Origin of the sequence: Streptomyces sp. NPDC058632 (genome assembly GCF_042717095.1) — a bacterium.
In the GTDB taxonomy this organism is placed as follows: Bacteria; Actinomycetota; Actinomycetes; order Streptomycetales; family Streptomycetaceae; genus Streptomyces.
This window is the reverse complement of the sequence record NZ_JBHXQZ010000223.1, coordinates 1-1,062: the sequence shown is the minus strand read 5'-3', so window position 1 is coordinate 1,062 and position 1,062 is coordinate 1. Positions and strand designations below refer to the sequence as shown.

1 protein-coding gene is annotated in these 1,062 nt (G+C 68.5%); it reads left to right on the top strand.

Annotation, left to right across the window (positions count from 1 at the left end):
* The coding region (gene ispG / locus ACFWVE_RS35100) for a flavodoxin-dependent (E)-4-hydroxy-3-methylbut-2-enyl-diphosphate synthase (protein ID WP_384023348.1) at nt 1-1,062 on the top strand (1,062 nt) is incomplete at both ends.

Genomic DNA, 1,062 nt, shown 5'->3' with positions numbered 1-1,062 from the left:
CGCTCGCCCCGCGGCGCAGGAGCCGGCGGATCCAGGTCGGGTCGGTGGCGGTGGGTGGGGACGCGCCGGTGTCGGTGCAGTCGATGACGACGACGCGTACGTCGGACATCGGGGCGACGTTGCAGCAGATCGCGGAGCTGACGGCGTCGGGGTGTCAGATCGTGCGGGTGGCGTGTCCGACGCAGGACGACGCGGACGCGCTGGCGACGATCGCGCGGAAGTCGCAGATTCCGGTGATCGCGGACATTCATTTCCAGCCGAAGTACGTGTTCGCGGCGATCGAGGCGGGCTGTGCGGCGGTGCGGGTGAATCCGGGCAACATCAAGCAGTTCGACGACAAGGTCAGGGAGATCGCGAAGGCGGCGGGGGACCACGGTACGCCGATCCGGATCGGGGTGAACGCGGGGTCGCTGGACCGGCGTCTGCTGCGGAAGTACGGCAGGGCGACGCCGGAGGCGCTGGCGGAGTCGGCGCTGTGGGAGGCGTCGCTGTTCGAGGAGCACGGTTTCCGGGACATCAAGATCTCGGTCAAGCACAACGACCCGGTCGTGATGGTGGAGGCCTACCGGCAGCTGGCCGCGCAGTGCGACTATCCGCTGCACCTCGGTGTCACGGAGGCGGGTCCGGCGTTCCAGGGGACGATCAAGTCGGCGGTGGCCTTCGGGGCGCTGCTCTCCCAGGGCATCGGGGACACGATCCGGGTGTCCCTGTCGGCGCCGCCGGTGGAGGAGGTGAAGGTGGGTCTGCAGATCCTGGAGTCGCTGAACCTGAAGCAGCGTGGTCTGGAGATCGTGTCCTGTCCGTCCTGCGGGCGTGCGCAGGTGGATGTGTACAGGCTCGCGGACGAGGTGACGGCGGGGCTGGAGGGCATGGAGGTTCCGCTGCGGGTGGCGGTGATGGGCTGTGTGGTCAACGGTCCGGGCGAGGCCCGTGAGGCCGACCTGGGGGTGGCGTCGGGCAACGGCAAGGGGCAGATCTTCGTGAAGGGCGAAGTGATCAAGACCGTCCCGGAGTCGAAGATCGTGGAGACCCTCATCGAGGAAGCCATGAAGATCGCCGAGC